At 51.6% G+C, this 24,518-nt stretch carries 17 protein-coding genes; 12 read left to right on the top strand and 5 right to left on the bottom strand.

The window, feature by feature from the left end; all coding sequences use genetic code 11:
- Positions 1–412 precede the first annotated feature (412 nt).
- The 3 genes from SH451x_RS07820 to SH451x_RS07810 form a co-directional block, all read right to left on the bottom strand.
- Complete coding sequence (locus SH451x_RS07820; RefSeq protein WP_479361889.1) at positions 413–1,732, bottom strand: TadA family conjugal transfer-associated ATPase; 1,320 nt, start codon at positions 1,730–1,732, stop codon at positions 413–415.
- 128 nt (positions 1,733–1,860) lie between these two features.
- Positions 1,861–2,523 (bottom strand): HAD family hydrolase, encoded by a 663-nt coding sequence (locus SH451x_RS07815; RefSeq protein WP_479361888.1) that lies wholly within the window; start codon positions 2,521–2,523, stop codon positions 1,861–1,863.
- Positions 2,524–2,583: 60 nt separating this feature from the next.
- On the bottom strand, positions 2,584–4,500 hold the full coding sequence (locus SH451x_RS07810) for a RecQ family ATP-dependent DNA helicase (RefSeq protein WP_479361887.1): 1,917 nt from the start codon (positions 4,498–4,500) through the stop codon (positions 2,584–2,586).
- Between the two features lie 258 nt (positions 4,501–4,758).
- Between SH451x_RS07810 and SH451x_RS07805 the strand changes: the two genes are divergently transcribed.
- From SH451x_RS07805 to SH451x_RS07785, 5 genes are all read left to right on the top strand, one after another.
- On the top strand, positions 4,759–8,091 hold the full coding sequence (locus SH451x_RS07805) for an LPS-assembly protein LptD (protein WP_479361886.1): 3,333 nt from the start codon (positions 4,759–4,761) through the stop codon (positions 8,089–8,091).
- Positions 8,092–8,280: 189 nt separating this feature from the next.
- Positions 8,281–8,853: a hypothetical protein gene (locus tag SH451x_RS07800; protein ID WP_479361885.1), complete on the top strand. Its 573-nt coding sequence runs from the start codon at positions 8,281–8,283 to the stop codon at positions 8,851–8,853.
- A gap of 26 nt (positions 8,854–8,879) precedes the next feature.
- Positions 8,880–9,581 carry an adenylyl-sulfate kinase gene (cysC, locus tag SH451x_RS07795; RefSeq protein WP_479361884.1) on the top strand — a complete coding sequence of 234 codons (702 nt, stop codon included), beginning with the start codon at positions 8,880–8,882 and terminating at the stop codon, positions 9,579–9,581.
- Between the two features lie 64 nt (positions 9,582–9,645).
- Complete coding sequence (locus SH451x_RS07790) at positions 9,646–10,500, top strand: sugar phosphate isomerase/epimerase family protein (protein ID WP_479361883.1); 855 nt, start codon at positions 9,646–9,648, stop codon at positions 10,498–10,500.
- Positions 10,501–10,895: 395 nt separating this feature from the next.
- The gene (locus SH451x_RS07785) at positions 10,896–12,314 is read left to right on the top strand and encodes a sigma-54-dependent transcriptional regulator (RefSeq protein ID WP_479361882.1); all 1,419 of its coding nucleotides are present in this window, start codon (positions 10,896–10,898) and stop codon (positions 12,312–12,314) included.
- A gap of 91 nt (positions 12,315–12,405) precedes the next feature.
- Here SH451x_RS07785 and SH451x_RS07780 read toward each other — a convergent pair whose 3' ends face one another.
- Entirely contained in the window at positions 12,406–14,064 is a 1,659-nt protein-coding gene (locus SH451x_RS07780) for an alpha/beta hydrolase (protein ID WP_479361881.1), read from the bottom strand.
- Positions 14,065–14,313: 249 nt separating this feature from the next.
- On the opposite strand from SH451x_RS07780, the gene SH451x_RS07775 reads away from it, so the two are divergent.
- The 4 genes from SH451x_RS07775 (at position 14,314) to SH451x_RS07760 (ending at position 19,058) form a co-directional block, all read left to right on the top strand.
- A complete protein-coding gene (locus tag SH451x_RS07775; protein ID WP_479361880.1) occupies positions 14,314–14,982 on the top strand; it encodes a hypothetical protein in 669 nt (222 codons plus the stop codon).
- 77 nt (positions 14,983–15,059) lie between these two features.
- Complete coding sequence (locus SH451x_RS07770) at positions 15,060–16,409, top strand: GDSL-type esterase/lipase family protein (RefSeq protein ID WP_479361879.1); 1,350 nt, start codon at positions 15,060–15,062, stop codon at positions 16,407–16,409.
- Positions 16,410–16,448: 39 nt separating this feature from the next.
- Positions 16,449–17,999 carry a TolB family protein gene (locus SH451x_RS07765; protein WP_479361878.1) on the top strand — a complete coding sequence of 517 codons (1,551 nt, stop codon included), beginning with the start codon at positions 16,449–16,451 and terminating at the stop codon, positions 17,997–17,999.
- A 27-nt stretch (positions 18,000–18,026) separates the two neighbouring features.
- Complete coding sequence (locus SH451x_RS07760; RefSeq protein ID WP_479361877.1) at positions 18,027–19,058, top strand: carbon-nitrogen hydrolase family protein; 1,032 nt, start codon at positions 18,027–18,029, stop codon at positions 19,056–19,058.
- Positions 19,059–19,067: 9 nt separating this feature from the next.
- Here SH451x_RS07760 and SH451x_RS07755 read toward each other — a convergent pair whose 3' ends face one another.
- Positions 19,068–19,427: a hypothetical protein gene (locus tag SH451x_RS07755; RefSeq protein WP_479361876.1), complete on the bottom strand. Its 360-nt coding sequence runs from the start codon at positions 19,425–19,427 to the stop codon at positions 19,068–19,070.
- Positions 19,428–19,577: 150 nt separating this feature from the next.
- Between SH451x_RS07755 and SH451x_RS07750 the strand changes: the two genes are divergently transcribed.
- The 3 genes from SH451x_RS07750 to SH451x_RS07740 all read left to right on the top strand — a co-directional run bounded on the left by SH451x_RS07750 (position 19,578) and on the right by SH451x_RS07740 (position 24,509).
- Positions 19,578–20,591 carry a polysaccharide lyase gene (locus SH451x_RS07750; RefSeq protein WP_479361875.1) on the top strand — a complete coding sequence of 338 codons (1,014 nt, stop codon included), beginning with the start codon at positions 19,578–19,580 and terminating at the stop codon, positions 20,589–20,591.
- Between the two features lie 88 nt (positions 20,592–20,679).
- Positions 20,680–23,058 carry a PSD1 and planctomycete cytochrome C domain-containing protein gene (locus tag SH451x_RS07745; RefSeq protein WP_479361874.1) on the top strand — a complete coding sequence of 793 codons (2,379 nt, stop codon included), beginning with the start codon at positions 20,680–20,682 and terminating at the stop codon, positions 23,056–23,058.
- Positions 23,059–23,078: 20 nt separating this feature from the next.
- Complete coding sequence (locus SH451x_RS07740; protein WP_479361873.1) at positions 23,079–24,509, top strand: DUF1501 domain-containing protein; 1,431 nt, start codon at positions 23,079–23,081, stop codon at positions 24,507–24,509.
- The last annotated feature ends 9 nt before the right edge of the window (positions 24,510–24,518 follow it).

Genomic DNA, 24,518 nt, shown 5'->3' with positions numbered 1-24,518 from the left:
CGAAAGTTTTCCGGAAATAGCGATTGTAACGATTACTCGTTTAAAGCCGCTCAACCGACTTCGTGTACTTAACCGCGGGCTGTAGAAAGCTGCCGCGGTTATTCATACTGCATCAAGATCGCTTACTTTGAAGTCACCACCAAGCGTGACTTGGTGGATTGATGATCCAACCGCTGTGATTGGATCATCGTTCGACTGGGTCAAGCCCAGTCGTGACGCAAGTGCAGTGATGCGTTAGACTGGTTATGATCCCGTTTCGACCGAGGCGAGCTCGGTAGGGTTGCGTGGTGCGTAAGTCGATGAGCGGTTTGTTGCTATGGTTCTTCTTACCATACCGCTCATCCAACAGAACCGCGCGTCTTCAATATGCAAGTGTCGACCTGACACGGCATAGTCGTAGAGTCAGAAAACGTTAGGCACGCATCATAATACGTTGCCGGAACGCACTAGCTGGCAAGCGGACACCGACTTGTTCGAGTCTTGTCATAAAGCTTGGACGAACTCCGGTGCTTTCAAAGTACCCAACCGCTTTACCCGTTTCGTCAACTCCGTCCTGTACGAAGCGGTAAATGTCCTGCATCACGACCGTATCCTGTTCCATACCGACGATTTCGGTGATGTGCGTCACCTTACGCGGCCCACCCTGCAAGCGGTTCGCTTGGATAATCAAGTCGACAGCGCCGGCGAGCTGTTGACGGATCGCTTTGATCGGCAACTCGAATCCGGCCATCATTACGAGCGTTTCTAGACGAGCCACTCCGTCACGCGGGCTGTTAGCGTGGATCGTCGTCAAAGATCCGTCGTGGCCCGTATTCATTGCTTGCAACATATCCAGCGTTTCACCGCCACGACACTCACCGATGATGATACGCTCAGGACGCATACGCAGCGCGTTCTTTACGAGGTCGGTTGCGGTAATTTGACCGCTTCCTTCTATGTTCGCCGGGCGCGTTTCCAGTCGCACAACGTGATCCTGTTGCAACTGCAATTCGGCGGCATCTTCAATCGTGACAATACGCTGATCGTTCGGAATAAAGCTGCTGAGCGTATTTAGCAGCGTCGTCTTTCCGGAACCGGTACCGCCGCAAATGATCATGTTCAAGCGAGCTTTGATCGCTCCTTCTAACAACATAACCATTTCAGGTGTGAACGCTCCATAGTTCAGCAGATCTTCGAGCTTGAGTGGATTCGAGCCGAATCGGCGAATGGAAACGGCAGCTCCGTCTAGAGCGAGCGGTGGAATAATCGCGTTAACGCGCGAGCCATCTTCCAATCGAGCGTCAACCATCGGGCAGGTTTCGTCGACGCGCCGTCCGACTTTAGACACAATACGGTCGATAATCTGCATCAGGTGAGCGTTATCGCGGAATTCTACTTCCGTCTTTTCCAAACGCCCGCGACGTTCCACGAAGATCTTCTTGGGGCCGTTGATCAAAATATCGCTGATCGAAGAGTCCTTCAGGAGGAATTCAAGCGGTCCCAAGCCGAACGTTTCATCGAGTACTTCTTCGACAATCCGCTCACGTTCGTTGCGGTTCAGCAACGTCGCTTCTGTTTCGCACAGGTGTTCAACCACCATGCGGATTTCTTTGCGAAGCGTCTCGCCTTTCAACTCCCCGATGCGATTCAAATCAAGTTTGTCGACCAAACGCGAATGGATGCGTCGCTTGATGTTCTCGAATTCTTCTTGCTTCGATGCGTCCGTTGGTCGGGAAGAATTCAAAGTTTTCATAGATCAGCCTCAACCGAGTCAAATGCAGAATACTGGTGACGTGAAGTCTGGGACCTGCGTACGTCGAAGTGCCGGTCCTTAGGAGTAACCTCCAGTTGTTGCATTCAGCAGTCACAGCCGACTTGCCGCTAAGCCAACAAGATCTGCTCCCGCAGCTGGTCAGCGTCGTCCACAATCGCGTTCGCACCACAGCGCAACAACTCTTCCTTAGATCGGAAGCCCCATGTCACACCTATTGCGAAACACCCGGCATTTGACGCGGTGTGCATGTCTGTATTCGTATCACCGATATAAGCGACACGATCGTTATCGAGCCCCCAACTGGACGTGATCTCGAAAACCGCGGCGGGGTCAGGTTTCTTTGGAACCGAAGCTCGCTGCCCAAAAACCGGCGAGAATGTCGTCGTCCCAAAATAATGATCGACGAGACGCTTAGTAAAGAGGTCTGGCTTGTTCGAAAGGATGGCCAATTTCAAGTTCGTTTGCTTCAACTCATTGATCAGCTCTACGATACCTGCGTAAGGCCGCGTTTCGACCGTACTAGCAACGTCGTAGAATTTAAAGAAGCGCTCCATGCACTCATCCAATTCCGCTTCGTCACCCTTTCCTTGACCTTGCAGGGCTCGTTCAAAGAGTACGCGCACGCCATCGCCGACTAAAGTCGAGTAGCGATCGATGGTATATGTTTCATACCCCATCGAAGCGAGCACTTCATTCGCGGCGTTGCCAATATCGGCCAAGGAATCGATCAAGGTGCCATCCAAGTCGAAAATCGCTCCGTCAAATCGCATGCATCTAGCTTTCAGTATTTTTCGTTGTTGAAGAATAAGAATTTAGTTGTGAAGAGCATCCTAACTGGACTCTAGCTGGGCTAAGACCAACGGAAAAGGAATGTTCTGGCAACAGCCAAACGCCTCGTTTCTCGTAAGCCGTTTTCGTATTAGATGTGGCGTGCTGATCCCGCACAGAAACTTTGCGACGCGCCGCTGGTCTTCGAACAGCTCTGGATATTTCGTTTGTAAGGGAGCCAAAAGCGATCGGACCGACGAACCTAAGTTGCTCGTATCGCAAGTTGCAAGCGACATATCGAATGGATCTTTGCTGCAAGCGCTGCATTTTTTGCAACGCCGTTGCGACTTGTCGGCGAAATGCTTTGCTAGACTTAACGCTTGGCATTCGGTGGACGCAGCAAGCTCGATCAGTTGTTCGACGCGTTCAACCGCCGCCTTCTCTAACGCTTCCAGTCGAACACGGATTTGTCTTGCCACAATCTTTGGTTTATCGATCGGCTTCAACTTTCGATACCCATGCATTAAACCGCTCGGCTTGAGCTCGATCCAACCGTGTTCCGCAAAGTACTCTAGCATGGCGGCAATGCGAGCCCGTGACTCATTCAATCGCCGCGCCGCGACGGGCATATTGATCTCGGTCCAGATTTTCTTGCGTACCGACATACTGAGCACATCATTGACGAACTTCCGCCGCTCGCCCTCAAACTTCGTCAAGATCCATGTCGGCGTTTTGATCGGCTTGAATTGGTACGCATCGTAGCGTGGTCCGATCGATTCAAGATAGCCGTCCAGTTCCAGATACGTCAGCATCGTTCGGACAACTAGATCGCGGATGTCAAACTCATAAGCGGTAGAATAGTGACTGATGAAGAATTCTTCGGACTGCCCGGCAATGAAGCTTACAAATTGATCGATCGATTCGGCGGAAGGCGTATCGCCGTGGGCAAAATTTTCTACAACGGTTCGATCGCTAGCGCAGACGAACGTATGACACAAAGCGGACTTGCCATCGCGACCAGCGCGGCCGATCTCCTGAGCATAGTTCTCAAGTCCATTGGAAATGTTATAGTGAATCACCGTGCGAATGTTGGACTTGTCGATTCCCATCCCAAACGCAATCGTTGCCACAACGATCATGTCATCGGAACTCATAAAGTCATCTTGCACCTTTTTGCGTTCCGTGTCATCCATGCCCGCATGATAGCTGCATGCGCTCAGCCCAGCTTCCACCAGCATCGCAGCGACTGACTCGGCCGTCTTCTGAAGTGTGGTGTAAACAATAGTTGAACCGGGGTTGGCCTTTAGAATCTCAATCAACCGCGCTGCGCGTCGACTCGGTTGAATCGATTCGAATCGAAGCTCAAGATTTTGCCGATGAAACGGAGTCCGAATCTGATTCTCTTCTGCGATTCCGAAACCATTCCTTATATCTGTGGCAACCTGCTTTGTCGCTGTGGCGGTAAGCGCGAGCACGACCGGTATATTGAATTGCGTGACGGCGTCGGTAAGTCGCAGATAGTCAGGACGAAAATTGTGGCCCCACTGACTGATGCAATGAGCTTCATCAATAGCCAGCAGATCGATTGGCACCGTTCGCATCGACTCACGAAAGCGTTCATTGAAAAAGCGTTCCGGTGCGATGTACAGCATCTTTGCTTCGCCGCTACGCAGCTTGGCGATTGTCTCCTGATAACCGCTTGCATCCAAAGTGCTGTCGATCCGAACGGCCGAAATGCCTTTGCCATTCAGCGTTTCAACTTGTTCGCGAATCAGGGCCAGTAGCGGCGACACGACAATCGTCAGGTTCTCAAGCAAGAGGGCCGGGAGTTGGTAGCAAAGCGACTTTCCACCACCCGTGGGAAAGATCGCCAAAGTGCTTTGGCGTGCGATGATACGCGTGATGACTTCCAGTTGACCGGGCCGGAATTGGCTCAGTCCGAAGCGATCTTGCAGAATTTGATGCGCTTCTTCAGACATTACTATTAGCCAGCTTTACCTTCGTTTTGCCTCTGGGTCTCTACTCTAGATTGCCAAGTTTGCCGCATCGCCTCTAGCTTAACAAGTCCACTACGCAAGGTTGATGCAAGTTGAGTTGTGCTCGTATTGAGGCCGCTTCGTCATCTTTCTATACTCCGCGCGGGCTGCTATCGGCAAATTGCGCCAGCATTCTAGCAAATGTGACGCAATTTCCTAAAGTCAACGACCTGGACGCAAACAACCAACGCCAAAACTTCGGTGCATCGCCAAACTTCAGAAACGAAAATCTGCCCACTGCCGGGTGCAATTGCGCGCGCATTTGCCGCCGTCTGTGTCTGGATGTGCATACCTGGGCGTTTTGTTTTTTTGGCGGTCTTTTTCTCAAACGTTATCACATCAGCATCCTGTTTCGCAGCCGAACTTGCCGTCCCCTCGATCGACGCCCGGCACCTGGTTCGCGTCCAGGCTGACGAAGCGATTACGACGCAAAGTGGCGCTTACAATGTTCACCAGTTGTTTGGCCACTGCCGACTGCAGCAAGGTGACCTGCGAGCGACGGCGACGCAGATCAATTTGTGGATCGATCGTAACGCCGAGTTTGGCACGGAGAGGCCAGTCAAAGTTCTCGTCGAAATGAAAGGCTTGGTCGATATCCAATGGAGCGCCAAAGACCGACTGCAAGACGCGCACTGGGTTGGTAGGCTGTACAGCTATTTCGCTATCGATATCCGCGCTGATGCTCGCAAGCAAGATGCGGTCCCAACTCCGGTATTCCCATGGGACGCAGAGCCGCCGATACAGACCATCTATCAGATACCGAGCGATTCGTATAATCCGAGCGTTCAACAGGCTCAATTCGCTATCGGTGAACAACCACCAATTGGTGCCGAGGGCAGCTTTACGGCCGGGGGATCGCCTGTTGGTGGAATTGTTATCGACGCGCAAGGGAATATCATCGAAACAGTTCCGGCAACACCCGTCCCCCGAGAACAAAAGGCGTTTCAACTGCCAAGCTTGCCGGATCCAAATGCTGGAGTGCTTCCGAATCCCGGCTCGATTCCTCAGACAATGGGGCCTGCGATCGGCGCGAACCCGACGATACTTCCCAATCCAACAACAGGTACGTTGCAAGTCGGCGGAGCGGCCCCTTCGAAGATCGGTGCCGACAACTTCCAGTTTTCCGGTCGCGGGCAAGGTGCGGCGAATGTTGAATTCGTAAACGATCCCTTGCGAGGCGAGACAATCGTCGTCATGTCGCGTGGCGTACGATTGCGGTTCGGTAATGCAGCGTACCAAAGTAACGGAGCGCCGATGGACTTGGGAACGGTCCTCTTGGAAGCTGACCGAGCCGTGATCTGGACCGGCGATTACCAGCGGCTGATTTCAGGTAGCGTTGAAGGAATGCCGATCGAAGTTTACTTGGATGGCAACGTGATTTTTCAACAAGGCCAGCGGAAAGTCTACGCTGATCGCATGTACTACAACGCGCAGGCAGAAATCGGCACGATCTTGGGTGCAGAGATCCTGACGCCTGTTCCTCAGTATGAAGGCATTTTGCGATTGAAAGCGGACGTCGTTCAGCAGCGTTCGCGCCAGAACTTCATCGCCTATGACGCCGCCATAACCAGCTCCCGGCTCGGAGTACCCCGCTACTGGCTGCAGTCGGATCGGATCGAACTGCAAGATGAGCGAGCGGCAAACGATCCAAATCAATATCAGAATACACAGCGGACAGGCACGACGAACATGGAAGCGTCTGCCAGGAATAACTTTGTGTACCTCGATCGAATCCCAGTTGCATACTGGCCGGTTTTTAACTCCAACGTCGACTCGCCAAGCTTTTTCTTGCGTAGTATCAAGATTAAGAATGATCAGATCTTTGGCCAGCAAGTCTACGTCGATACCGATTTCTACCAATTGCTTGGCATCAATGGTCCAGACGGAACAGACTGGCGACTTTCCACCGACTATCTTTCTAAACGCGGATTTGCACTCGGAACCACATTCCAATACAACGTGCCGAGCTTCATTTTCGATGGCCCAACAACTGGAATGCTGGATGTCTGGGGCCTGCAGGATGACGGGCAGGACTTGCTGGGTAACGACCGCGTATGGTTAACGCCTGAAGAGACCACGCGCGGACGGGCGTTGTTGCGGCATCGCCAGCTGCTCAGCCGCGACTTGGAGTTTCGCGCAGAAGTCGGGTATATATCCGATCGGAACTTCTTAGAACAATTTTTTGAACGCGAGTGGGATCAGGAGAAGGATCAAACAACGACTCTTAGGTTGCGTCGCTATATGGATAACCAGATGTTGGATATCTGGGGCCAAGTGCGCTTGAATGATTTCTTTACCGAGACCGAGTGGTTACCGCGACTAGATTACTTCATGCTTGGTCAACCGCTGTTTGACCGCTTTACGTATTACTCGAATTCGCACGTTGGTTATGCTAAGCTCAGGACAGCATCGACACCGACCGATCCCCAAGATTTTGCTAAATTTCAGTTGCAGCCATGGGAAGTTGAAAGCGAAGGAATCCGTGCTGGAACTCGGCAGGAACTCGCACTGCCGCTAAATGCTGGACCTTTCAAATTCGTGCCATTCGTAAGTGGTGAAGTGATCACGTACGGCGAAGATTTGACGGGGAACTCGCTTACGCGACTTACAGGTCAGACGGGCGTGCGTGCTACGTTGCCGATGTGGCGGACCTATGATAACGTCCAGAGTCGCATTTTTAATGTGAACGGGATCGCTCATAAGATGAATTGGAATACGGAATTCTTCTACGCAGACACCTCACAGAATTTAGATCAGATCCCGCTTTATGATCCGCTGGACGACAACGCTCAGGAGCATTTTCGTCGCAGGTTGGTCTTTAATACCTTCGCTGGCGCTTTGCCGCCGGAATTCGATTCGCGCAGTTATGCGGTTCGCCAAGGTTTACAGCGGTATGTGACTGCGGCTAGCCAAGATGTGGTCGAAGATCAAATGCAGTTCCGTGTCGGCCTCGATCAACGTTGGCAGACAAAACGTGGTTTGCCTGGACGCGAGCGGATAACCGATCTGTTCGAGTTTGACGTGGCGGGGATTTTGTTTCCAAAGGCCGAACGTGACAATTTTGGCGAAACAGCTGGAGCGCTCAACTACGATAGCCGTTTGCATCTGGGTGATCGCGTCACTTTGCTAAGCGATGGTTATGCTGACTTGTTCGACGATGGACTCAAAATTGTAAGTGCAGGTGCGATGATCACTCGGCCTGGTCATGGCGACTGGTATGTGGGGTTAACGCGATTAACCGGTCCTATCGATTCGACGATTTTGCACAGCAACGTAAATTACCGCTTGAATGAGAAGTTCATTGTTACCGGTGGTACGACGTTTGACTTCGGCGAAGTCGGTAACGTCGGTCAGTCGCTCAGTATCACTCGCATCGGCGAATCGTTCTTGGCCCAAGTCGGCATTAGTGTGGATAGTGGTCGCGACAACGCTCAACTCAACTTCAATTTTGAGCCGCGATTTCTATCAATTCGCGGACTTGGTGCGGTCGGCGGCAAACTTGTACCGCCCGCAGGCTTGTATGGCTTAGAATAGAGCAGCGTGCGAATGTGGGCGGCTCTATCAAACAAGCTTGGTCCCGCGCGCCGACAACCACCACTGCTGCAGTACTGGGAATTGAGAAGAATCGTGATCACCGCTACAGTTTCTTGGCCGAGCCATTAGAATTACGGCAGACGGCCTGACAAGTTATCCCTCCCAAATTCCTCTTCGCACCTGAATCCCATGAATAAAGATAGTTTTGGCGACCGTGCCGACGCACTCGAGAACGCGTTTTTTGCTGATGTTGACGCAAAATTGCTTGAGCAAATGCGAAATTCGCTCGAAAAAGACAAATCCTCTGACGAGCTTGCCAGTCTTTCCGGTCTGCAGGATCCTTCGGTCTTGAAGTCGCTGGTCGACGCGGGAGTTACAGGTCGCTCGATTACAGCACTGCGAATCTTCCCACTGGTTGCCGTGGCTTGGGCAGACCATGTGATCCAAGAGAACGAACGGGAGAAGATTCTTTTGGCCGCTTCCAAACAAGGGCTTCCGCCGACATCGCCTGCAGGTGAACTGTTGAACCGCTGGCTTGCCAATAAGCCAGACGCGTCCGTTTTTGAAGCTTGGGAAGCGTACGCCAGATCGCTGGTTGCGAAACTAGGTGCCAGTGATTCCGAATCGCTTCGGCAATCGATCGAGCAGGAAGTCAAAGAGGTCGCTCAAGCGGCTGGTGGCATGTTGGGCTGGGCGGCCGTATCGCCGGGCGAAAGTGCTGTGATGAAACGCATCTCGAACGCATTGAAGGCAAACGATTGAGCAACCGCACCCCCGAGAATCCGTCTGTGTCCGAAACATCAGAACCGAAAGCGTCGTCCGAGCAACCCATTGTTGTCTGGCATAGCGCATCGGTTTCGCAAGCCGACCGTGAAAAGCTGTTCGGTCATCGCGGCGGGGTAATTTGGTTCACGGGATTGAGCGGATCGGGAAAAAGCACGATCGCAAATCGAGTCGATCAGATGCTGCATCAGATGCAGATCCACACATCCGTCTTGGATGGCGACAATATACGGCATGGACTTTGTGCAACGCCAGCAATTTTGTCGCAGGAGTACAGCCAAGCTTTCGCAGATCGTTTCGGTCTAGGTTTTCCGCAAGAAGACCGCCAAGAGAATATAAGACGTGTTGGTGCTGTTTGCGAACTGATGGCGTCGGCTGGACTGATTGTATTGACGGCGTTTGTTTCACCTTATTTGGCGGATCGGAAACGCGTACGGAAGCATGTCGAATCGCAGCTTGGAGCCGGCCGCTTCTTTGAAGTGTTCGTCGACGTTCCCCTCGATGTTTGCGAAACGCGAGATCCAAAGGGACTTTACAAAAAAGCTCGGGCTGGTGAGATCAAGAACTTCACGGGGATAAGCGACCCGTATGAGCCACCAGATGCGCCCGAGCTGATATTGCGCAACAGCGATTCTTCGATCGACGTAGCGGCTCTTCAAGTTATCGATGCGTTGGTCCACCACGGTTGGATTACCAAACAGTCTTAAGAAGTTAATTGATTTTTTCACAGCGGCCCACAATCGCTCAACAAAACCAGAACGAGAGTAAGTAATGTCAGACGATGTTTGGCCAATAGGTGTTTTCACAAGCCTCGATGCAGGACTGGGAGTTCAATTCCCCGTAGTCATCGAACTTGGGATACCAACAATTCAGCTCCATGCTCCGGCCCGCGTGAATCGAACGCCTGATGCCGCGATGGAGTTTATGGACAAACTGGAAGAGCACAAGATTCACTTAACGTGCGTCTTCGGTGGCTTTGATGGTGAAAGCTACGCCGACATCCCAACGGTAGAACAAACGGTCGGTTTAGTTCCGGAAGCCACGCGCGCATCGCGCTTGAAGGAAATGTTAGAAATTTCCGACTTCACTTGCTTGTTAGGCTGCGAAGCAATTGGACTTCATATCGGATTTGTACCGCACGAGAAGTCCAGCCAAAGCTATCGCGACTTGATTACGGTCACACGTCAATTGTGCGACCACGCTCGATCCAACGTACAGTCAGTGCATTTGGAGACAGGTCAGGAGTCAGCGGACGCATTGTTGAAGTTTATCGAAGATGTTGAACGTACGAATTTGTTTATCAACTTTGATCCGGCAAATATGATTCTCTACGGCACCGGAAATCCAATCGAAGCCTTACAAAAGGTTGGCAAGTACGTGCGTTCGGTCCATTGCAAGGACGGCAAATGGAGCGATCAACCTGGTGTTACCTGGGGCCAAGAGACGAAACTGGGAGATGGCGACGTCGGTATCGAAACGTATCTGCGAACGCTGAAAGAGATCGGCTATAACGGTCCGCTGACAATCGAACGCGAAATACCTCAAGACGCGGAGCGACAAAAGGCGGAAATCCAACATGCTCGCGATCTCTTAGTAGCCACCCGAGAGCTAGTGCTAAAGAGCTAAATGGTAACCGTGTAAGGATTCCCGACATAAGCCTTCGCGTCTCTCCTCTTCGAAGCGCGAGAAAGCTTCCTCGCGCACCCGCCAGTGACGGAGCTTGGAGAAATACGCAACGACCTGGCAATTTTGGAGTAGCTGCGGACACATCGCTACGAAAACCTGCCTTGTGTTCGTCGTGCAAGACTGTGCGAAAATGGCGTGCGTTCCGGCACGTGTCACACGTCAGCCCACTTCAGAGTTTTTCGTATCAAAATCCGTAACCTATTAGTGCATAGCGGTTTGCGTACTTTATTTTGAAGCGAGAAAGCTTCACGGCCCGTGCGTTGCTTATCGAAGAGTGCGGCACGTATTGTCTCTCCGCTCTTCCTGTTTCTCGCCTTCGCTTTATCGAAATTCATATGGTGACGCAAACCATTCCTACCGACGAACTTGTTAACACGTCCGAGAAGAATCGGAGCGTCGATCTGTTGTTGGTCGATGACGAGGACGATTTCCGAGACTCGGCCGCCGATTACTTTCGTCGACGAGGACATAACGTTACCGCCGTTGACTCTGGACGGCTTGCGCTTGAAGCGATCGCAAAACGCCAGTTCGACGTTGCTGTGATTGACGTGCATATGCCGTCGATGGATGGCGTTGAACTGCTGACGCGGATTCGTGAACTGGGCGACGATTTGCGCGTCCTGATGTTAACCGGCGGAGCGACTGTGCCGACGGCAGTAGCATCGATGAAGGCCGGAGCTGCGGATTACGTTACCAAACCGATTCGGCTAGCTGATCTTGAAGCGTTGATCTGCAAGGCAGCCCATACGACGATGCTTACGCGGGAGAACGCACGGTTGCGCGAAGCGTTGACGCGTGCGCGTCCTAAGGCTGAAATGTTGGGCTCGTCTCCCGAAATCTACGAAGTACGACGCTTAATCGATCGCGTCGCCACGAGCGACAAACCAGTTTTGATCGAAGGTGAAAGTGGAACCGGAAAAGAATTAGTCGCTCGGGCGATTCACGCTGGCAGCGCACTTGCGGACCGTCCACTCGTAGTCATCAACTGTGCGGCTTTGCCAGAGCCGCTGTTGGAAAGCGAATTGTTTGGGCATGAAAAAGGTGCCTTTACGGGTGCGACGCAGAGTAAACCGGGGCTATTTGAAGTTGCAGACCGAGGAGCACTCTTCATTGATGAGTTTGGTGAGCTCGCGCCGTCTCTGCAAGCCAAGTTGCTGCGTGTGATCGAAGATGGAATGCTGCGCCGCGTGGGAAGCGTGAAAGAACGGCGTGTGAACGTTCGGTTGATAGCCGCAACCAATCGAGATCTTGAAAAAGAAGTTCAGGAAGGACGCTTTCGCGAAGACCTTTACTACAGAATTAATGTACTGAAAATCTGGATTCCACCGTTGCGAAATCGACAAAGCGACATACCACTTCTTGCTCATCACTTTGCTCCCGCTCCCTGGCGTTTCGCCAATGGCGTGATGGAAGCGTTGCAACGCTATGATTGGCCAGGTAACATTCGACAACTCGTTAATGCGCTCGAACGAGGTAAGCTACTAGCAGGTAGCGATCACATGATTGAGCTTGAGAACCTACCGCCGGAAATTCTTCGTTCGACCGTCTCGGGTTACGTCGGCCAAAGTCCAACGCGAACACGTATTGAACTAGAGAATATGGATCTTGAATCGCTTAACCGACGCTATGTCGAGGAAACGCTAGCACGCGTCAACGGGAACAAAGCAGAAGCCGCTCGGCTCTTGGGCATCCACCGTAGGTCTCTTTACCGGTTGCTTGAAAAATACGGTTTCAAAGCACCACCCGCACACTGATCACGTTGTCCGGCAATCGTTTGCAGCCTAGTCGCAACGCGCGGCTAAACGCCGCGCGTCGTTTTCTCGGTAGCAAGTTGCCAGCTAAAAGCTACTTGCGTTCAACTTCAAACGCAGTCTCGTTAGTCTGTCCGCCGAAGTCCGATGTGATAACTCCTTCAAACTTTTCGCCATTCTTGCGAAGACTGTACGCGAACGTCATTGGATTTCCATCGCGCTCGAACTCGACATCAAACTCAAGCACGTTGGACTTCACAGTTACGTTTTTCACTGGGTTTTCGCCGAAAAACTGACTGTTGTAAGTGCCCTTATAGCTCTCGCCCTCTTTTTGAAGACTTAGCGTCGATTCGGAAGTACTGCCATCCCGTCGAGCGACTTTAAATATCCATTCACCAGTGAAATCGGTCTGTTCCGATTTGCGTTCTGCTTGCCAGCGGTTATCGCGTTGGTTCCCGCCAAACGAAGTCATCGTCCAACCGCGAATGCTATCGCCATCGATAATACCGGCCATCGTAGTGGGCATTTCCGTATCCCGAAAACGCGTCACAGTCTCGAACGAAAGCTTGTTGCCTTCGAGCATGACGTTGGAGATCTCTGAGACCGTCGGTGCATCGTCGCCTCGTTGAGTCGAAATTGAGCCACTATAGTTTGGCTCGCTGCCTTGAATGGTCAAAGTTGAGACAGAAGAATTGTTACCACCGCGACGCTCCCATGTCCAAACGCCTGTTGGGTCGGTTTTGGCTGTCGCATCAAAGTTGGGAAATGGATCTTGGACTTGTGGTTCGATCGCTGCGGCTTCGGCTACCATGTCGTTTTCGGGGGACACGACGCCTGGGTAGTCTCGCCAAACCCATCGTAACATCTGCGGCAGCATCGCTCCGCCGTGATCGTCGGAATGTCCGCCTTCACCGAGAACGAAGGCCATGTCATAGCCCTTCTTTTCCAGCGCAGCCTTCATCTTCTGATTCTGCAAGTACCAATCGCGATCGGTGTTCTGTGGGCTCCGATTGTCATTGACACCGTCTTGCAGGAAGATTCGAATCGGCTTCGGGTCGCTTTCAAGAATCAAGTCTGGATAAACGTGACCGCCGTGAATATCAGTAAAGCTGCCGATCATGCTGATCACGTTGCGAAACTGGTCAGGACGATGCCAAGCCACGGTAAATGCGCAAATCGCTCCGCTGCTGCTCCCGCCAATCGCTCTAGCGGCAGGGTCTTTTGATAAATTGTACTTCTTGCCGACCTCAGGCAGCATCTCATCGACGATGAAGCGAGCATAGGTATCGTCGAGTACATCGTATTCGCGATCCCGATTATTCGGATTTCCTGTACCGATGTCGTCAGGGAACCCATCACCTCGTTGCCCCGGAGTGATAAATATTCCGATCGTTACCGGTATCTGTTTTTTCTCAATCAAATTTTCAAGTACGTTTTGAACTCGCAGCACTCCGTTTGGATTCGTTGCGCGGGCACCATCTTGAAAGACAAGCACTGCGGCTGGTTCGTCTGCCTTGTACTGCGGCGGTACATAGACCCAGTATTTGCGAACCGTGTCTTTGATAATGTCGCTCTTGAAGAGGAAAGGCCCTTCAAGCTTGCCCTTTAAATCTCCTTCGATCTTCGAATCGACGCCCAGCGGATAACTTACCTGCGGTCTGGGTTGAAGCGTTTTCGAATCTTGCGCGAGCAAATTTACATTTGTAAAAGCAAGTATGCCAAGAAAATAGGCGAGAGGATAAAGTCGACGCATTTTATATGGGCCCCTGTGAAAAACGTATGTTCGTTTAGATGACGACTATGTTCAATCGTAACAGATTGCGAATCGGCCGCGGCGCCGCTACCGTCACAGAAATAAGCATTATTCAATCCAGCGACGAAAACAAGTCCGGTAACTTGCCAGCCGCAATAGTGTGTACAATGGTCGATGCGAGCGATCGTTTCGAATGTTTGCGTACCTGCCAAAGTTGAACTACATACAGCCCCGTGGAGATCGACAGAAATGAAGTTGTTGTATCGAAGTCTGCACATGTTTGCGCTCTCGACCGCACTGATTCTTCTGCTTGGAGATCTGTTGCTGGCACAAGAAAAAGTCAATCGTCGAATGTACGGGACGATCCCGTCGGTTAGCCTCATTGTGCTAGATGAAGTTTCGAACGACTTGAAATTAGATGCTGACACCAAAGAAAAAGTCGCCCAGCTTGAGAAAAAGATGAACGAAGAGCGGACCGCGATCTTAGAGAACTTTCAGGGTGACTTCGAGCAACTAGCAACGGATATCACCAAGCTTTATGAATCGTCCCATGCCTCCTTGCTCGACGCATTGACCGAACAGCAAAAGAAGCGGATGCGAGAGATCTATCTCCAAGTTAACAGCAGTTCGTTAATATTGGATGAGTCCGTCGTCACAGAACTCAAGATTACGCCCGAACAGAACAAGCAACTTGAGCAAGCCGCCGATGACGCTCGTGCGGACTTGTTTGATGCTATCGAGGGTTTTCAGTCATTGCCGCTGAAGCAAAAAATCAAAACGGCAGAGGAATTGGTATCCGATCGTGAGGGTTGGGCAATGGAAGTCTTAACTGAAGAACAGAAAACGGCCTTCGAGAAGTTGAAAGGCGAGAAAATCGAAATCGACCTCAGCAAGATTGAAATCTTCGGTGCAGATTGAAACCATGTCTTGTGGGCGGACATGATGGTAAAAGCTTATTAGCGAACAACTTTTTGATGATGGCGACTTGAAATACCATGCGAATATTCTTTGCTCTTTTGTTTGGCCTTGTTCTTTGTGGCACAACCACGCTAGCACAGGAGAATTCTAACGCCCCAAATAACCTTGCGATTCCAGAAACTGATGAAGGCCTTCCTGGCACGGGCCCGATTCGGCGTTACGATTGGTTTAAAGACCTGTGGAATCAAAGGCGCACTACGTGGCAGCAAACCGCTGAATTTGATCAGCATGCCGTCGTGTTTCTTGGCGACTCAATAACGCAAGGATGGGGAGAAAACTTTGACAATGTGTTCAAAAATGTGAAATTTGCAAACCGCGGAATCAGCGGCGATACGACTCGCGGAATGTTGATCCGCCTGGAGCAAGATGTGCTCGCGCTTGACCCGAAAGCTGTTGTGCTATTAATGGGCACGAACGATCTGGAAGAAGGAGCCGATCCCGAATCGGTGCGAGATAATATTGGTCTTATCATTGCTGCTCTGGAAAAGCATAACAAAGCAATGCCAATAATCATATGCAATGTGTTTCCAAGCTCCGCTCAGAAGAAACGCCCTGCTGATAAAATTAAACGCATCAACGAATTGGTAACCGACGCTGTGGGCGGGAACGGACAAGTCACCGTCTTGGATACTTGGACTTTGTTTGCCGACAAGAACGGGGATGCCAAAATCGAGGAGTTTCCCGACTTGCTCCATCCGAATTCTGCCGGCTATCAGAAATGGGCTGGGGCGTTGGTTCCTGTTTTTGAAACATTGGGACTGACTGAACCACCTCAGGATGATTTCAGAATCGAGGAAGGTTTTACAAGTCTCTTCAACGGTGCGGACCTGACAGGCTGGGGATATCGCCCCACTTCAGCAGAACAATTGCGATCGAGAGATGGTTGGAAAGGACGCCCAGAGTGGCCCATCATTACGGAGCCGATCGACTTTACAAACACAGCAACCAGCCCAGACGGACGGTACATTGCAAAGAATGGTCGATTGGTTGTCACGACGCCCGCCGAAGGTAGAAAGATTCAGCAAATCTATACTACGAACGATATTAAAGGCGATTTCATCCTCAAGCTCCAATTCCGGGCAACACCAAATGCCGACAGCGGCGTATTTCTCCGTGGTCCACAACTGCAGTGTCGCGACTATTTGTTAGCTGGCCCATATTCAGAACTTCAACATTACAAAGCATTGGACTGGAATGATTTGACCGTCGAAGTAAAGGGCGGATTTGCCCTCTGCTCGTGTAATGACGAAGTGATCGAGCCTGCTTTTGCGGTGCCCGCCGTCGGGCCGATCGGTTTCGAAGGCGATCGTGGTCAAGTTGAATATCGACGGATTCGAATCAAACTGACGACCAGTCCAACAGAATAGAATTTTACTATCCCCTAACCTCTCAATTAAACAATCACAATGAAAAGACTTCTAATCGGGACTATTTGGACGGTATTCCTTTTTTGCAGCCAACTTACCGCGCAGGAGTCTTCCGTTGGCGAATTTATACAACATGGCGACATCGGTGGACCCGCAATCGCCGGGGCTGCGATGTTCGATGAAAAACAGCAAACGTACGAACTGCATGGTGCAGGTACAAATATGTGGGCAGAAACCGATGAATTTCATTTCGTCTGGAAGAAGATGACAGGCGATTTCATTTTGCGAGCAAATGCAAACTTCATCGATGAAGAAGCCGACCCTAATCGTGACCCGCATCGGAAAATTGGCTGTATCGTGCGGTCGACGCTTGAGGAAGACTCGCCGTACGTTGACATCGCTATCCATGGAGACGGCTCGTTGACGTCGATGCAGTTTCGTCGGACCAAGGGCGGAATCACCGAACAAATTCAATCAGAAAACAATCTTCCCGACGTAATCCAACTATCCCGAACTGGAAACAATTACACCGCCGCAGTTGCAAATAAAGGCAACCCACTGAGCTCGAGCGGCTCCGAGCCCAACGCGTCTTTGGATTTGAGCTTAGATCTTGGCGACGAAGTTTATGTTGGTCTGTTTATTTGCTCGCACAACCCAAGCGTGCTGGAAAAGGCGGTTTTCAGCAACGTTCGAATTTCGGTTCCGGCCGCCGCTGACTTTCGCCCCTATCGCGACTACATTGGCAGCCGTCTTGAATTGCTGGATGTTGAAACGGGGCATCGGCAAGTGTTAGCTACTGCGAGCGATTCGATTCAAGCTCCAAATTGGACCGTCGATGGAAAGCAACTTATCTACAATCGAAACGGCAAGCTGTACACGTTCAACCTCCAGAATAAATCTGCGAAGGAACTAAATACTGGGGAAGTCGTCAACAACAACAATGACCATGTGCTGAGTTTTGACGGCAAGCAACTTGGAATCAGCAGCAGCACCGGGCCTGACCGTAAATCAACGATATTCACGCTACCGGTAACCGGAGGCACCCCCAAGCAAGTGACATCTTCCGCAGATCATTCTTACCTGCACAGTTGGACGCCTGATGGACAATCTTTAATTTTTACGGGCCAACGCAATGGCGAGTTTGATATCTTTCAAGTTCCGGTTACGGGCGGCAAAGAAACGAATCTGACTGCGACAGCTGGACTTGACGACGGCGCGGAGATTACGCCAGATGGAAAGGCGATCTACTTTAATTCATCGCGAACTGGCAAGATGCAGATCTGGAAGATGAACGCTGACGGCACTGAACAAACGCAAGTGACTGACGACGAGTATAACAATTGGTTTCCACATTTTTCACCTGACGGGAAATCGTTTGTGTATATCGCTTTCCCAGCAGACATCGATCCGAACGACCATCCATTTTACAAGCATGTAACAATACGTCATATGCCGATCGAAGGTGGACCGGCCAAGGTACTTGCTTACGTTTATGGCGGTCAAGGTACAATGAATGTCCCTTCTTGGTCACCGGACGGAAAGCAAATTGCATTTGTGTCGAACTCCGCTGGCCTTTCCGATAGCCAGTAGCGCTGCTAGTCATCTCTGAGGACGAATATGTTCAATCGAAATTTGATTCATGCGATCGTATTTGGCACCTTGGTGTTATCTCACGGCCTTCCGAACGATTCTTACGCGCAAGACGCAGACCTACCAGCGAGATTGCCTCGCGAGGTCTGGGTTGGCACTGTCGCTCAGGAAGGTTTGCGATTTTCATCCGCCAAAGAGATGATCGATGCAGTCCTTGCTCGAGCTGAAACGCTAGTAGGGAAGAATCCTGACGTTATCTGTCTGCCTGAAACTTTCGCATCCACTTCGATTTCGATGCAGGAGCCAAGCTTCTCTGCGAAGACAGAAGAGGTTCATAGAGAGTCGCTGGCAGCGTGTGTCCAGTTCGCTCGCAAGCACCGCTGCTACCTTATCTGCCCCACATTTTCCGCCGACAATGGAAAGCTCTACAATTCCGCTTTCGTGATCGATCGATCTGGCGAAGTCGTTGGCGAATATCGCAAGATTCATCCGACCACCGGCGAAATGAATGATGGCGTGCTGCCAGGGTCGGTGGAGCCGGCTGTGATTGAAACCGACTTTGGCAAAATTGGCATTCAAATATGTTATGACGTTGAATGGAATGACGGCTGGAAGAAGCTGATGGACGCTGGCGTCGATCTCGTCTTCTGGCCTTCTGCCTTTGCCGGTGGCCGATCAATACAAGGCAAGGCTTGGTCACACCGCTATCCCGTGATAACCAGTACGAATAAGAGCCGCTCCATGATCTGCGATTGGACCGGAGAAGTTCTTGCAGGTACGAATCACTGGGAACCCGCAGTTTGCGTTCCTATCAATTTGGAACGAGCCTTCCTCCACACTTGGCCCTCGGTGCAAAAGTTTGCCGATATCGAGGCAAAGTATGGCCGTAAGATTGCAATTACCACATTAGCAGAAGAAGAATGGAGCATCTTGGAGAGCCGCTCCGCCGACATAAAGGTTGCCGATGTGATGCGCGAATTTGGGCTCGAGACACGCACCGATCAACTGAATGCTTCCGAGCAGCGGCTGAAAGAGGTCCGCGCAGAAATCAGTGAGTAGTTCGACCTTCTAGTCGTCAGCGAATGGATCGGCAGGTGTTTCTAACGCATAACGTTCGCGGCGCGATAGATAAAAACGATAGCTCTTCAGAAAGATCTGAACGAACAACGCCAACATCAGCGGAGCTGTATAGCAAAATATTGAAAACATCAACTGTGAGAATCGCGACGAACTCCCTTTACTGAGATCGGTAACTCCGGTCCATATCGAAACTTCTCGAGCAATTTCAGGCGTTCGCAATCCAAGTGTTATGGTCGTGGTGGCGATCGCAAACACGCACATCAACATGAAAATGGTTCGCAACGAGAACTGAAAACGCCGTCGCTGCTCTTCTGCAAAAGGGGAAATTGTTGATTTGCGAGACTTCATAGATCAGTTAGCTTTGTCGATTACGAACTCAAACTAGTTACAGTAGCATCCTGATTCTAGCAGCCAGCGCGAGCGATGACCATCATTGTTTTCCCAGCAAGCTTTGTTCAGTTATTTTTCATTCGCATTCAGCCGATTTCGGACATTCCTATGCAAATTCGCTTAATCCTACTCGCGATCTCGGTGAGTTTATCGAGTGCTTTTCAAGTGAAAGCCGAAACCGATGCCAACCTTTCCCAAGGCATTGCGAGCGGCTACACCCGAGATGAAGGTATCGAAAGCGACTCTCGCGTAGTCTTCGCAGAAAATTTCGAGAATACCGCAATCACCGAGCTTGGCCGGCGATGGGAAACCGTCCGCGACCCAGAAATTATGCATTTCAGTGACGACGTTCCTTCGTCCAGTGGAGGTCGCCATTCGATGCTTTTCTCACAGCGAGCAGAACTTGGCACCGGAGCAGACCTTTATCGTCGGCTCGATCAAGGCTATGAGAAAATTCACGCCAGATATTACGTCAAGTTTGCCGAAGACTGCGAAGAGGTGCATCATTTTGGCACATGTGTCGGCGGGAATAATCCTTCCACGGCGTGGCCGACGGTTAAGGCTGGTTTTCCAACGCAAGGCGACCGCTCTTTCTGGGTTGGGATCGAACCTTTCGGTGCAGCATGGCGTTGGGACTATTACACTTACTGGCACGAAATGCGAGGCAGTCCCCCGCGCGGTCAGACTTGGGGCAATTCATTTATTCAACGCGATGACTTGAAGGTTGGTCGCGGGCAATGGATTTGCATTGAACAGATGATCCGCATGAACGATGTAGGCAGCTCGAATGGTGAAATGGCTCTATGGATCGACGGCCAGCAAGTCAGCCATCTTGGAGCGGGATTTCCAAAAGGCAAATGGATGTACGACAAATTCTACCCGGGAGAAGGTGGTCGGTCGCTACGCTGGAATTCGCAATCTGAATCGGCCGATGCAACTGTCATTGACGTCGGCGGAGAACCCTTCGAAGGATTCCAGTTCCGCACGTCCAGCGAGCTGAACGTGAACTTTGTGTGGCTTTATTTATACCTTACCAAGGGAACCGAAGGTCACGAGAACCGCGTGTGGTTCGACGATGTCGTCGTGGCTACGGAATATATTGGCCCTATCAATGGAAAATAGTCGCTTTGGAAAATATCGATGAGCGGATTTTCCAGGTAGAATGGGCGCATCCCGCCCCCTTCCCTACCGCCTTGGCCAATTGTAAGCAATGATCTCACGACGCTTGCTTGTACGACTGCACCTGTCCCTAATATTGATTCCACTAGCAGTTCAAACTTCTACTGCTGATGACTCGCTCGGACAAAAAGCTCGCTCACTCCTGTCCAATCGATGTTTCGCGTGCCATGGTCCCGACGAACAGCAACGATCTGGAGGCTTTCGTTTTGACGACACGAATTCCGCTTTTGCCTCTGCTGATTCGGGGAAAGTACCAATTGTTGCCCATGAGCCAGACAAGAGCGAAATGCTTGTCCGAATCGAGGCAACGGATGCTGGACTCCGAATGCCACCACCTGAGTTCGGTGCAGCGCTGTCTGCTGAAGAGCAAGCACTGCTGAAGGAGTGGGTCTTAGAAGGCGCGGTCATGCCCAAACATTGGTCCTTTGTTGCGCCCGTGCGACCAGAAGCCCCGCTTCCATCTCAGATTAATTTTGAATCAACCAGTGTCTCAACGTGGCTGCAGCATCCTATCGATCTCTTCGTCCTACAGAAACTCGTTGAGCGTGGGCTTAAGCCTTCGGAGCGGTCGAGTCGCGCGGAATTGCTGCGGCGGGTGACTCTCGACCTTACGGGACTCCCTCCAACGCCAGATGAAGTGCATGCCTTCGAGCTTGATACATCCCATGATGCGTATGAACGTCAAGTCGATCGTTTGCTGGCGTCACCTGCTTACGGTGAGCACTGGGCGCGGAAATGGCTCGATTTAGCTCGGTACGCGGATTCCGCTGGCTATGCCGACGACCCTTCGCGAACAATTTGGGCCTACCGCGACTGGGTTGTTCAAGCCCTAAACAACAATATGCCCATCGATCAGTTCACAGTTGACCAACTCGCCGGAGACTTGCTACCAAATCCAACCGAATCGCAGCTGGTTGCTACCGCCTTTCATCGCAACACGTTAACCAATAACGAAGGCGGAACCAACGACGAAGAGTTCCGGAATGTCGCAATCGTGGATCGGGTCAACACAACCATGGCCGTCTGGATGGGGGTAACGTTCACTTGCGCCCAATGCCACACTCATAAATATGATCCATTCACGCAGGATGAGTATTTTAAGCTGTTCGCAATCTTCAACCAGTCGCAAGATGCTGACCGAACTGACGAAGCGCCAGTCCTCGAAATCTATACTCCTGCGCAACGTGACGGGAAACGCAAGCTTTCGTTGCGATTGGAAGAGCTCAGCCAGCAAGACGCTGACGAAGAGCTTCGTACATCTTTGAAAGCTCAATTGGATGCGATATTACCACTTACCACTGTTCCAGTAATGCGAGAAGTACTTGCAGAACAATCGCGAAGTACTTTTGTACAGCTACGTGGCAATTACAAGTCGCTTGGAAATCCCGTTGAACCCGGTTTTCCAGCGGCATTCCACGAACCGTCGCGACGTTTAACATCTGAAAACGCCGCCGATACGTTCACGCGACTCGATTTAGCGAACTGGATTGTTGACGATTGCAATCCTTTGACAGCTCGCGTATGGGTCAACCGACTCTGGGAATCGCTCTTCGGAATTGGCATTGTGAGGACTAGCGAAGAGTTTGGATCGCAGGGTGATGCTCCAACGCATCCAGAACTACTTGACTGGCTCGCGGTAGAGTTTCTCGAATCAGGATGGGACAATAAATGGATGCTGCGTACAATCGTTACCAGCGAGACGTACCAACAATCCTCGAAGGTTACGCCGGAACAACTGGAGCTCGACGGGGAGAACATTTGGTTAAGCAGGGGCCCTCGCGTTCGCCTTTCCGCGGAAATGGTACGCGATCAAGCGCTCGCCGCCGCAGGGCTGCTGTCCACAAAGCTAGGCGGGCCACCAGTGCGACCTCCGCAGCCAAACCTCGGGCTCAAAGCCGCGTTTGGCAGCGACACCGATTGGACGACGAGCGACGGGGAAGACCGTTATCGGCGCGGACTCTATACAACTTGGCGACGCTCGAATCCCTATCCATCCATGGCCACGTTTGATGCGCCAAGCCGCGAAGTTTGCACGCTCCGCCGCGATAGCACCAATACGCCGTTGCAAGCCTTGGTGACGCTAAACGACCCCGTGTTTGTGGAAGCTGCGCAGGCACTTTCTCGCCGTTGCCTTGAGGTAGCCCGCCACGAATCAAGCGACACGGCGGGACTACAGCATGCTTTCATGCAAGCAACATCGCGCTCAGCGGGGCAAGAAGAAGTCGATTCATTGCAAAGACTGCTAGTTCGTGCGCGAGAGGTCTATCGAAATGACCTAAAGGCGGCTCAACTGCTTGCAACTGACCCGCTTGGGCCTCTGCCAGAGACGACTGATCCGGCCGAAGCAGCGGCGTGGACCGCCGTTTGCAACGTGATTTTGAATTTAGACGAAGTATTGATGAAGCGGTAAGGGCCGATATGAACCCGTTCATGGAAAACATACATCAAAGCACGCGGCGATACTTCTTGCGCGATAGTGCGTTAGGTATCGGAGCGTTAGCCTTGGGTGGACTCCTTGGTCGAGACACCTCCGCTGGTGACTCGCAAGGCCACGGATCACACCAACCACATTTTACACCGAGAGCCAAGCGAGTCATCTACCTGCATATGACAGGCTCTCCGCCCAATCTCGATATGTTCGACTACAAACCCGAACTCGTGCGGCGCAGTGGCGAAGATTGTCCAGAATCGTTTTTGAAGGGGCGCGAGTTCGCATTTACCTCCGGAGTGCCCAAACTTTTGGGCACACCTCAATCGTTTGCCCAGTACGGCCAATCGGGAACGTGGCTTTCCGCCGCTGTTCCGAATATGCAACGAGTGGTTGATGATGTTTGCCTCGTCCACTCCATATACACCGACCAGTTCAATCATGCTCCCGCCGAACTGTTGATTCATACTGGCTCCCCAAGGTCTGGTCGTCCGTCGGTTGGCTCTTGGGTAACCTACGGGTTAGGCTCCGAGAACGATAACTTACCAGCATTTGTGGTGCTGATCTCCAGTGGAGTCCAACCCAACGGCGGCAAGAGTTCGTTCGGCAGTGGTTTTTTGCCAAGCGTTTTCCAGGGGATCCAGTGCCGCTCCAAGGGTGATCCGGTTTTGTTCGCCTCGAATCCACCTGGCATGGACGCGGCCATGCGTCGACTTACGCTTGACACTTTATCCGAGCTTAACCAGCTTCAAGCCAAACAGATGGGGCATCCCGAGACGCAGACGCGGATCTCCCAGTATGAGCTGGCTTTTCGTATGCAAACCAGTGTTCCAGAAGTGATGGACATTACTCGTGAAACTCAGACGACGTTGGACGCCTACGGTGCTGTGCCCGGCGAAAACAGTCTCGCGAACAATTGCTTACTTGCGAGACGTCTAGTGGAGTCAGGCGTTCGGTTTGTGCAGCTTTTCGATTGGGGCTGGGACTTTCACGGTACCAATCCTGCAGAAGACATCGGTGCTGGATTAACAAAGAAATGTGCGACGATGGACAAACCCGTCAGCGCCTTGATCGAGGATTTGAAACAGCGAGGCTTATTGGAAGATACGCTCGTTGTCTGGGGTGGCGAGTTCGGCAGAACTCCTTTTCGTGAAGGCCGTACCGCTGCGAGCGATGTTCTCGGGCGCGATCATTACCCAGACTGTTTTACCATGTGGATGGCTGGCGGAGGCGTCAAATCTGGATTCAACCACGGAAGCACTGACGAGTTAGGTTTTTCGGTAACAGAGAACCCAGTTCATGTGCATGACTTACAAGCGACCATCTTGCACTTGCTCGGCTTTGATCACACCCGCCTCACCTACCGATTCCAAGGCCGCGACTACCGACTCACCGACGTCCATGGAAATGTCGTACAGGCACTGCTAAGCTGAATTGCAACA

It is taken from the genome of Njordella aestuarii (assembly GCF_056494165.1).
Note: the sequence above shows the minus strand (reverse complement) of the source record. Positions and strands in the feature narration are given on the sequence as shown.

Excerpts from the sequence above, each read along its gene's own strand:
- SH451x_RS07775 (WP_479361880.1), top strand. The coding sequence starts at position 14,314 with ATGAAGTTGTTGTATCGAAGTCTGCACATGTTTGCGCTCTCGACCGCA.
- SH451x_RS07790 (WP_479361883.1), top strand. The coding sequence starts at position 9,646 with ATGTCAGACGATGTTTGGCCAATAGGTGTTTTCACAAGCCTCGATGCA.
- SH451x_RS07785 (WP_479361882.1), top strand. The coding sequence starts at position 10,896 with ATGGTGACGCAAACCATTCCTACCGACGAACTTGTTAACACGTCCGAG.
- SH451x_RS07745 (WP_479361874.1), top strand. The coding sequence starts at position 20,680 with ATGATCTCACGACGCTTGCTTGTACGACTGCACCTGTCCCTAATATTG.
- SH451x_RS07810 (WP_479361887.1), bottom strand. The coding sequence starts at position 4,500 with ATGTCTGAAGAAGCGCATCAAATTCTGCAAGATCGCTTCGGACTGAGC.
- SH451x_RS07760 (WP_479361877.1), top strand. The coding sequence starts at position 18,027 with ATGTTCAATCGAAATTTGATTCATGCGATCGTATTTGGCACCTTGGTG.
- SH451x_RS07765 (WP_479361878.1), top strand. The coding sequence starts at position 16,449 with ATGAAAAGACTTCTAATCGGGACTATTTGGACGGTATTCCTTTTTTGC.
- SH451x_RS07770 (WP_479361879.1), top strand. The coding sequence starts at position 15,060 with ATGCGAATATTCTTTGCTCTTTTGTTTGGCCTTGTTCTTTGTGGCACA.
- SH451x_RS07815 (WP_479361888.1), bottom strand. The coding sequence starts at position 2,523 with ATGCGATTTGACGGAGCGATTTTCGACTTGGATGGCACCTTGATCGAT.
- SH451x_RS07800 (WP_479361885.1), top strand. The coding sequence starts at position 8,281 with ATGAATAAAGATAGTTTTGGCGACCGTGCCGACGCACTCGAGAACGCG.
- SH451x_RS07780 (WP_479361881.1), bottom strand. The coding sequence starts at position 14,064 with ATGCGTCGACTTTATCCTCTCGCCTATTTTCTTGGCATACTTGCTTTT.
- SH451x_RS07740 (WP_479361873.1), top strand. The coding sequence starts at position 23,079 with ATGGAAAACATACATCAAAGCACGCGGCGATACTTCTTGCGCGATAGT.
- SH451x_RS07820 (WP_479361889.1), bottom strand. The coding sequence starts at position 1,732 with ATGAAAACTTTGAATTCTTCCCGACCAACGGACGCATCGAAGCAAGAA.
- SH451x_RS07755 (WP_479361876.1), bottom strand. The coding sequence starts at position 19,427 with ATGAAGTCTCGCAAATCAACAATTTCCCCTTTTGCAGAAGAGCAGCGA.
- SH451x_RS07750 (WP_479361875.1), top strand. The coding sequence starts at position 19,578 with ATGCAAATTCGCTTAATCCTACTCGCGATCTCGGTGAGTTTATCGAGT.